This is a genomic window from Aphanizomenon sp. CS-733/32 (assembly GCF_028330045.1).
Taxonomy (GTDB): domain Bacteria; phylum Cyanobacteriota; class Cyanobacteriia; order Cyanobacteriales; family Nostocaceae; genus Dolichospermum; species Dolichospermum gracile.
The window spans coordinates 1-7,982 of sequence record NZ_JAQMSE010000060.1 but is presented as its reverse complement, the minus strand read 5'-3'; the positions used below and the strand labels follow the sequence as shown (position 1 = coordinate 7,982).

Here is a 7,982-nt window from a genome sequence, read left to right as displayed (position 1 = left end):
CCCCTACATGGAATGGGCGGGGAAACCCCTACATGGAATGGGCGGGGAAACCCCTACATGGAATGGGCGGGGAAACCCCTACATGGAATGGGCGGGGAAACCCCTACATGGAATGGGCGGGGAAACCCCGCCCCTACTAAGCAAAATGTTGAAATCCCTGGCTGAGGCTGAGAACTTGGTCGGGGATTTCTGCTGTTCCTTGGTGTAAAATTACCTTTGAGCCTGGGGTAATTGTGCCAATTATGGCTGCACTTGTGCCTAGTTTTTGCACTAATGCTAATGCTGGTTCTGGTGGTAAACACAGGACTAATTCAAAATCTTCGCCACCATAGAGGGCATATTCTAATGATTTTTCTGGTGTTAGCCACTCTTCAAAGGCTGATGGTAAGGGGATTTTACTAGATTCTATAACTGCACCGACTTGACTGGCTCGGCAAATTTGTAATACTGCATCTGCTAAACCGTCGCTGCTATCCATACCAGAGATAGGGAAAAGGCAGAGGGAGGTGAGAATTTCTTTGAGTATGGGGATGACATCTAACCGGGGGTTGGGGCGTTGATGGGCGGTGATTAAGGCTGCTTTGACTTCAGTTTTGAGGTTGTTACCTATTTCGGGATTTAAGAGTAGTTCTAAGCCTGCACGGGACGCTCCATGTATACCTGTGATTACAATAGCATCTCCTACTTGGGCGATCGCACGGCGGAGGATGAAGTTGGGGTTGGCTTGACCAAAGGCGGTAATTGCTAAAGTGGTAATGGGCGATCGCACTATATCACCACCTACTATCTTGACATGATATTTTGATAAGCATTCTGTCATGCCCTGATATAGTCGCTCTACCCAATTTACAGTTACATCTCCAGGTAAACCTAGTCCCACAGTTATTCCGATTGGAGTTGCCCCCATTGCTGCTAAATCGGATAAATTCGCCGCCGCAGCCCGCCAACCGGCATCCTCTGGGGAAGTGGTAACATCACTAAAATGCACGCCGTCAACGAGCATATCTGTGGTGACTATTAAAGATTGATTTGGTAAGGTTTCCAATACTGCCGCATCATCACCAATGATATCGGGTGGACAAAAGCGTTGTAATCTTTCTAAAAGACCTTGTTCACCAATATCTCGAACTCGCAGGGAAGATAAATTATTATTCATAATAAAATTTACTGATTACTTTACAGATTAAAATAAAAGTATCATCTAGGAGACTATTGCTAATCAAAAAATTATATCGCGGACTTTTTCCGAATTAAATATTACAGTTGAGCAGGTAATTTGGGATAGTCAGTGTAAATAGTGGGTTAGCTACCCTACAAATCTGAGATATTTTTAAAGGTAACAGAAATGGTTTCTAGCATTGGCATCACAGACAGCATTAAAAGTTTGAGTGATTTACAAACTCGTTGTCACTTACACCAAGCAGAGGATGAAAACTTTTTTAATGAATGGTTAACAGACTTACCCCAACTTAATACACAAGAACAATCGGGTGTTACTCGCATCAAACAGCGTTATGATTATCATCGCCTTGATGGTCTATTATTAGAAGGAACAATTAATCTTTTAGTAGTTTCACCACTTTTAGAACTTGCAGGTTTTCTAGATTCACCTTATAGAATTCGTTCACCCTATGGCATAACTTTAGAAATTGAAGAACCACAAGAAACAGTTCGTGGTTTTATTGATGTCCTAGTTGTCCAGGGAAAACTTTGGATTTTTGTGGTTGAATCTAAACGAAATAGCATTCCAGTTGTCGCAGCAATACCACAGTTATTAGCCTATATGTTAACTACTCCCCACCGGGATAAATCAGTATTTGGTATGGCTACAAATGGTGATGAATTTATATTTATAAAACTAGCTATCACAGACAAACCTGAATATGACGTATCACGCACATTTTCCCTATTTCCCCGACGACATGAATTAGCTGAAGTGTTGCAAATTTTAAAACGATTAGGAGAATGCATTGTAGCTTAATTGATCTACATCTTTTCCTGAAACCTTTTTGCCATTACCCAAATTTCATAGTACATTTAAATTCTTTGTTATTTTTACTACTATAGCAGTATGCACTTGAGTGAGATGCAGTCAGCAAATCATAAGGCCTGTAGGGGCGCAGGGTCTGCGCCCTTGATTGTATTGCATCAAGCGTGATAACAGCTATGAAGGTTCTGGGTATGCGATTATCAATACTCAGAAATTCGTATTGAGCATCAGTCAAATTATTGGGGTATGCTTTACTCATGTTACTCTCACCCGACGTTTCAAACACCCTCTAATGACAAACATCAAACGTGCGATTACTCTAGTTTGGCAAAGTTCTCCAAACTGGATGATTGCCAATGTAATTTTTAATGTAATTCAAAGTATATTACCTCTGACATTACTTTACATTATCAAATTAATTGTGGATCGCATTGCTGTCAGTATCAACATTAACGATAAACAACAGATTTTTGGAGATATTACCTTTCTGCTCATCAATGCTGGGGCAATTGTATTATGGATCAATTTTAATACTGTAATTGCGGAAATATGTTCTACAACCCTATCGCAGAGGGTGACAGACTATATGCAGGTAACGATTTTCCGAAAAGCGATCGCTATTGATCTAGAATCCTACGAAAGCGCTGAAAAACAAGATATTTTGGAACGTGCTAAGTGGGAAGCACCACACCGCCCTACCCGAATGTTAAGCAATTTAACTACTGCTTTTCAAAATATTATCTCTTTGACAGTAATCTCTGGATTATTACTCTCATTAAATTGGGTGATATTTGTAATTTTGTTGGTGGCCTCAATACCGACAATGTTTATTCGCTTTTGGCAATCAAAATTTCTCTACAAATGGCAGCGTCGTCAAACTGAAATAGAACGTAAAGCTAACTACTTTGGACATTTAATACTAGGAGATCAACCGGCAAAGGAGATTAGAATATTCGGTTTAGGTGATGTTTTCATTCAAAGATTTTATCAACTTAGACAACAACTATTTAAAGAGAAACTTGCTATTACAGTCCAACAATCTCTGATGCGATTAATTACACAGGGTTGTGCTGGGCTGTTGATGATAGGAACATATCTATTTATTATTCATCAAACAATTTATGGTAAGTTTCAATTGGGTGATTTAGTTTTATATAGTCAAGCATTTCAGAGGGGACAAAATGGACTCAAAGACTTGATTGCTAGTCTAGGCGGACTGCATGAAAATAATTTATTTCTGTCGGATATATTTGATTTCCTGGCTCTCCCAAATGGGATGTATGAAACTATGCAGCCCAGTCCAGTTCCATCTAAAATGCAAAAAGGTATTGTTTTTGAGAATGTGAGCTTTCAACATCAAAATTCGTCTAGGAAGGCAATTAAACAAGTCAATCTGAAAATTTTGCCTCAAGAAGTGGTGGCACTAGTTGGTGAAAATGGATCTGGCAAAACTACCCTAGTGAAATTGTTATGTCGTCTTTATGATGTAACTGGCGGTAGTATTACTATAGATGGGGTTAATATTAAAAATTTTGCAATCAAGGATTTACAGCGTCAGATTAGTGTGATTTTTCAAGATTATACCCGCTATCAATTAACAGCAAAAGATAATATTTGGGTTGGCAATATTGATTTATCACCTAACTCTGAAAAAATTATGGAAGCATCTGAACATTCAGGTGCTGATTCTGTAATTAAAAGTTTGCCCCGAGAATATGAAACTCTCTTAGGAAAATGGTTTCAGGGAGGAGAAGAATTGAGTGGCGGTCAGTGGCAGAAAATTGCCCTTGCTCGTGCTTTTTTGCGAGATGCTCAGTTAGTCATATTAGATGAACCAACCGGTAGTATGGATGCCTATGCAGAGGCGGCGGTATTCCAAAAGTTTCGAGAAATCATGAGCGATCGCGCAGTGCTGCTAATTACCCATCGACTGGCTACTGTGAGAACAGCAGATCGAATTTATGTGTTGCACGAGGGCGAGATTGTTGAAAGTGGAACTCACGATCAACTCATGTCTCTCAATGGTAAATATGCTGATTTATTTACAACCCAATCTAAAAATTATCAATAATATATAAGTAGGTGAACACAATAAAACCAAACTGTGTAAAGAAACGTAAAATCGCCCAAACCCTCTTCACTCTTGCCTCTTGCCTTTTGCCTTGCCATAACGACAATTTTCAACGCCAACCTACTTACCACTTGGCGCTATCCTGAAATCAGATTTTTTTGTATTAGGAAATCATGTATAAAATAGTATCTGAAACTCATAAAAATACTTTATCTCCGGAAGTGATCGCTTTAGTTACTTGTCTCAAGTTCCATTTTCACACCACGACTGTTAACGCAGTTATGGACTTACTAACAGATGATCTCAATTGGTCTAAATTGATAGAAATTAGCATCGCTCAGGGTGTAATGCCTCTGCTGTATCAAAGTTTGAAGGAAATTGATGATGTCCCGCCCTCGGTAATGCGGCAACTGCAAACACTCAATCGCATGAATGGATTGAATAACTTATCTCAAACTAAAGAACTGTTAAGGATTTTGACGCAATTAGAAAAGTCAGGAATTGAGGCGATCGCTTTTAAGGGAGCAGCACTGGCAGCATCAGCTTATGGTAATGTGACCTTGCGCCAGTTTAATGATCTTGATATTTTGGTGCGGCGACGGGACTTTTGGCAAGCCAAAACAGTTTTAATTAGTCAAGGCTATCAGTCTAATTTCTCAGAAGAGGTGGAAATTGATGCCTTCGAGACAAGTTTGCAAATATCTCTGTCTTACAAAGCCCCGGAAGCAGAGATGTTTAACGCCAGATTTGAGCCATCATTACTGCATAGTAACCCAAAACGTAGTATTGATTTACATTGGGGTATTCCACCTAGACGGACTTGGAACCCGAACCATTACGATCGCCTTTGGGAATATTGTCAGCCCATGACACTCATGGGTCAATCTATCAAAAGTTTCATTCCAGAAATAGCGTTAATTATTCAAAGTGTTAATATTGCCAAGGATTATGAGTGGTTGCAATCGCTTAAACAAACTTGTGATCTTGCCCAAGTGATCCAAGCATATCCGGATTTAGATTGGCACTTAACTTTGCGACTATCTTCAGAGTTGCGGTGTGAGAAACTATTTTTACTGGGAATCTACATAACCCAAAATCTCTTCAATATTTCTGTACCAGATTATATTGTATCAAAATTTATTCAGATTAAATTACTGGACACACAAATCGGACTGTTCAATTCTCTAGAGAGTAAGACAGATAGCACTTTATACCAAGGGTTTTATGAAAGTAGATTTATATCTACTATCCGCAGTTTGTATTTAGGATATATCTCACCATTAAAAACACTAGATAGTTCATTAAATCGTTCGTGGCTTAATGAAGCCGTTTCAATGAGTTTATTATATCTGTATTTTCTGATGAAGAGATTATGTGTACCGAATGAACACGATCATGAATTTTTAAGACTTCCTCAGCAATTATTTTTTCTGTATTACTTTGTTCGTCCCATCCGCATATTATGGAAATACACTTTGCAAGAAATATATGAATCTGGAACTAAACAAAAACAATAACCAAGACAACCCAGCGTTAACCAAATTTAAATTAGGAAATGCTTGGCAACTGCGCGGTGACTTGGAAAATGCCTTCGCTCGCTATCAGGAAACCTTAATGCTGAAACCAGACTTTTTGCCTGCCTATGAACAATTGGGCAATGTAATGCTCAAGCAACGACGGACAGCAGAAGCGATGGATTACTATGAACAAGCTTTAGCTATTGACTTTGATGCCACTGATCTTTCTTTTTATTATCAATGTTTGGGCTGGCGAAAACCCAGCAATTCCAGACAAATTATTCCAGATAAAAAAGCAGAAAATCTTTATTTTCCTACTGAAAAACTACAAGGTATAGTCGGAGGAAAAATTAATCTCGGTCAACAAAGAGTTTTTGCTCCTCATCGTAGTGGTTGGAATTTTGCAATTCAAGCGCTAAGTTCTTTACACAATCCCCAAGGTATTTTGTTTGATGGCTTCCTAGAAGATCAATTTCTCTTTCAACATCATCACATCGGTCAGCGATCGCCCCGGATCTTAGCAAAAATGCGGGCTGATGGAGTTTTCCAGAGTTTAGCGAACTCAGAAGAAAAAGGCATTGTCCCTTATAAAACTCCTTGGGTGGGATTTCTGCACAATCCCCACAGGATGCCCATCTGGTTCCATGATGCCAGATCGCCCCAAAAACTATTTGAGAAGCAAATTTGGCAAGATAGTTTGCCTCACTGCGTGGGATTATTTGCACTATCTCACTATTATGGTGATTGGCTGCGGAAAGAAACAGGTAAACCGGTTTCAGTATTAATCCATCCCACTGAGATTCCCGAAAAACAATTTGATTTTCATCAATTTATTACCAATCCTCAGAAAAAAGTAGTGCAGATTGGTTGGTGGTTGCGGAAGTTACATTCAATTTATCAATTACCTCTAGCTAAAGGTAACTCTCTTGGTTACGAAAAAGTCAGATTAGGTTTTTTGTTTGACTCAGCAGAAACAATATTAGCTCAACTAATGAAAATCGAGGAGAGGATTTATCAAATTCAAGTTGATCCAGCTTATCTTGAGAATACAACTGTTATTAAACATATTCCCGACGATGCCTATGATGATCTGCTCTCGATGAATATTGCCTTTGTGGACTTGTATGACTCTAGTGCAAATAATGCCATTATTGAATGTATTGCTCGTGCCACACCACTGCTAGTTAATCCTATTCCTAGTGTAATAGAATATCTAGGCGAAGACTATCCGATGTATTTCCATACCTTAGAAGAAGCAGCAGAAAAAGCATTGGATATGGCACTCATTTTAGAAACTCATGAATATCTCAAGTCCTGCGAAACTCGTGATCGACTATCAGCAAATTATTTTCTAGATAGCTTTTGTAATAGTGAAGTATATAAATCAATATGATGAATTTACCTTTAGTTAGTGTTATTATTCCCTGCTATAACCGAGAGCGCTATTTAGCTGAAGCTATCGAAAGTGTTCTAGACCAAACCTATACCCACATTGAGTTGATTGTGATTGATGATGGATCGAGCGATCGCAGTGGCGAAATAGCCCAAAGCTATCCCCTGAAATATCACTATCAAACCAATGGTGGCATCGGTGCTGCTAGAAATACCGGAATTGCAATGGCAAGCGGTGAGTTTTTATCCTTTCTCGACTCCGATGATATTTGGGTTAAGGACAAACTAGCAAAACAAATGGCGATCTTTGATACTAATCTAGATATAGAAGCAGTCTTTGGCTATGCTCAAAATTTTTATAGCCCAGAACTAGATGAAAACTTTAGAAACAGGATTCGCTGTCCAGAAAAACCAATTGCGGCGCATCTTTCTAGTGCTATGTTGATCAACCGATCGGCTTTCTTGAGAGTGGGAAACTTTGACACCAATCTCAAAACAGGTACTGATGTTAGTTGGTATATCTTGGCGATGGAACATCAACTGCAACAAATTACAATTCCAGATGTGGTCTATTACCGCCGACTACATGAAAGCAATAGTGGAATTACAGAACGTCAATATGCAAATGAACGACTGCACCTGATCAAAGCCAAGCTAGATCGAGAACGTGCAGAACAGAGAGTTTTAAAGGAAGAATCTTGAGGAGCGACAGCACTACTATGTTTGACTTTTTGAGAACCCGTCAATCAACAACATCGACAACAAAGAAATTGATTTTATTAACCGGTGCGGCTGGGAACATTGGCACATCTCTACAGCGTGAACTGGATAATGATTATGAATTTCGCTGTATTGATCGCCGCCATGTTCCCCATGCCAAAGATTTCCGTCGAGTGGATATCACCAACTTTAAGGCTGTTCTGAAAGTTATGGCTGGTGTGGATGCAGTAATTCATCTAGCGGCCAATCGTGACGTACTCCACACACTCCCTTTCAGGTGAGTGTGTGGAGT

Annotated in this window: 7 protein-coding genes; 6 read left to right on the top strand and 1 reads right to left on the bottom strand. The window is 39.3% G+C overall.

Features of this window, described 5'->3' with window-relative positions; genetic code table 11:
• Positions 1-136 precede the first annotated feature (136 nt).
• On the bottom strand, positions 137-1,156 hold the full coding sequence (gene thiL, locus PN471_RS05070; RefSeq protein ID WP_271775921.1) for a thiamine-phosphate kinase: 1,020 nt from the start codon (positions 1,154-1,156) through the stop codon (positions 137-139).
• A gap of 189 nt (positions 1,157-1,345) precedes the next feature.
• On the opposite strand from thiL, the gene PN471_RS05065 reads away from it, so the two are divergent.
• The 6 genes from PN471_RS05065 (at position 1,346) to PN471_RS05040 (ending at position 7,971) form a co-directional block, all read left to right on the top strand.
• Positions 1,346-1,981 (top strand): type I restriction endonuclease subunit R, encoded by a 636-nt coding sequence (locus PN471_RS05065; RefSeq protein ID WP_271775920.1) that lies wholly within the window; start codon positions 1,346-1,348, stop codon positions 1,979-1,981.
• Positions 1,982-2,282: 301 nt separating this feature from the next.
• Entirely contained in the window at positions 2,283-4,061 is a 1,779-nt protein-coding gene (locus PN471_RS05060) for an ABC transporter ATP-binding protein (protein WP_271775919.1), read from the top strand.
• Between the two features lie 173 nt (positions 4,062-4,234).
• Positions 4,235-5,578: a nucleotidyltransferase domain-containing protein gene (locus PN471_RS05055; protein WP_271775918.1), complete on the top strand. Its 1,344-nt coding sequence runs from the start codon at positions 4,235-4,237 to the stop codon at positions 5,576-5,578.
• The gene (locus tag PN471_RS05050; protein ID WP_271775917.1) at positions 5,550-6,971 is read left to right on the top strand and encodes a tetratricopeptide repeat protein; all 1,422 of its coding nucleotides are present in this window, start codon (positions 5,550-5,552) and stop codon (positions 6,969-6,971) included. The genes PN471_RS05055 and PN471_RS05050 overlap by 29 nt, the downstream gene beginning before the upstream one ends.
• Positions 6,968-7,672 (top strand): glycosyltransferase family 2 protein, encoded by a 705-nt coding sequence (locus tag PN471_RS05045; RefSeq protein WP_271775916.1) that lies wholly within the window; start codon positions 6,968-6,970, stop codon positions 7,670-7,672. The genes PN471_RS05050 and PN471_RS05045 overlap by 4 nt, the downstream gene beginning before the upstream one ends.
• A 17-nt stretch (positions 7,673-7,689) precedes the next feature.
• Complete coding sequence (locus PN471_RS05040; protein WP_271775915.1) at positions 7,690-7,971, top strand: NAD-dependent epimerase/dehydratase family protein; 282 nt, start codon at positions 7,690-7,692, stop codon at positions 7,969-7,971.
• Positions 7,972-7,982 lie beyond the last annotated feature (11 nt).

What these genes read in the sequence shown, in the direction of transcription:
- PN471_RS05050 (WP_271775917.1), top strand. Translation starts at nt 5,550, where the DNA reads ATGAATCTGGAACTAAACAAAAACAATAACCAAGACAACCCAGCGTTA.
- thiL (WP_271775921.1), bottom strand. Translation starts at nt 1,156, where the DNA reads ATGAATAATAATTTATCTTCCCTGCGAGTTCGAGATATTGGTGAACAA.
- PN471_RS05045 (WP_271775916.1), top strand. Translation starts at nt 6,968, where the DNA reads ATGATGAATTTACCTTTAGTTAGTGTTATTATTCCCTGCTATAACCGA.
- PN471_RS05060 (WP_271775919.1), top strand. Translation starts at nt 2,283, where the DNA reads ATGACAAACATCAAACGTGCGATTACTCTAGTTTGGCAAAGTTCTCCA.
- PN471_RS05040 (WP_271775915.1), top strand. Translation starts at nt 7,690, where the DNA reads ATGTTTGACTTTTTGAGAACCCGTCAATCAACAACATCGACAACAAAG.
- PN471_RS05065 (WP_271775920.1), top strand. Translation starts at nt 1,346, where the DNA reads ATGGTTTCTAGCATTGGCATCACAGACAGCATTAAAAGTTTGAGTGAT.
- PN471_RS05055 (WP_271775918.1), top strand. Translation starts at nt 4,235, where the DNA reads ATGTATAAAATAGTATCTGAAACTCATAAAAATACTTTATCTCCGGAA.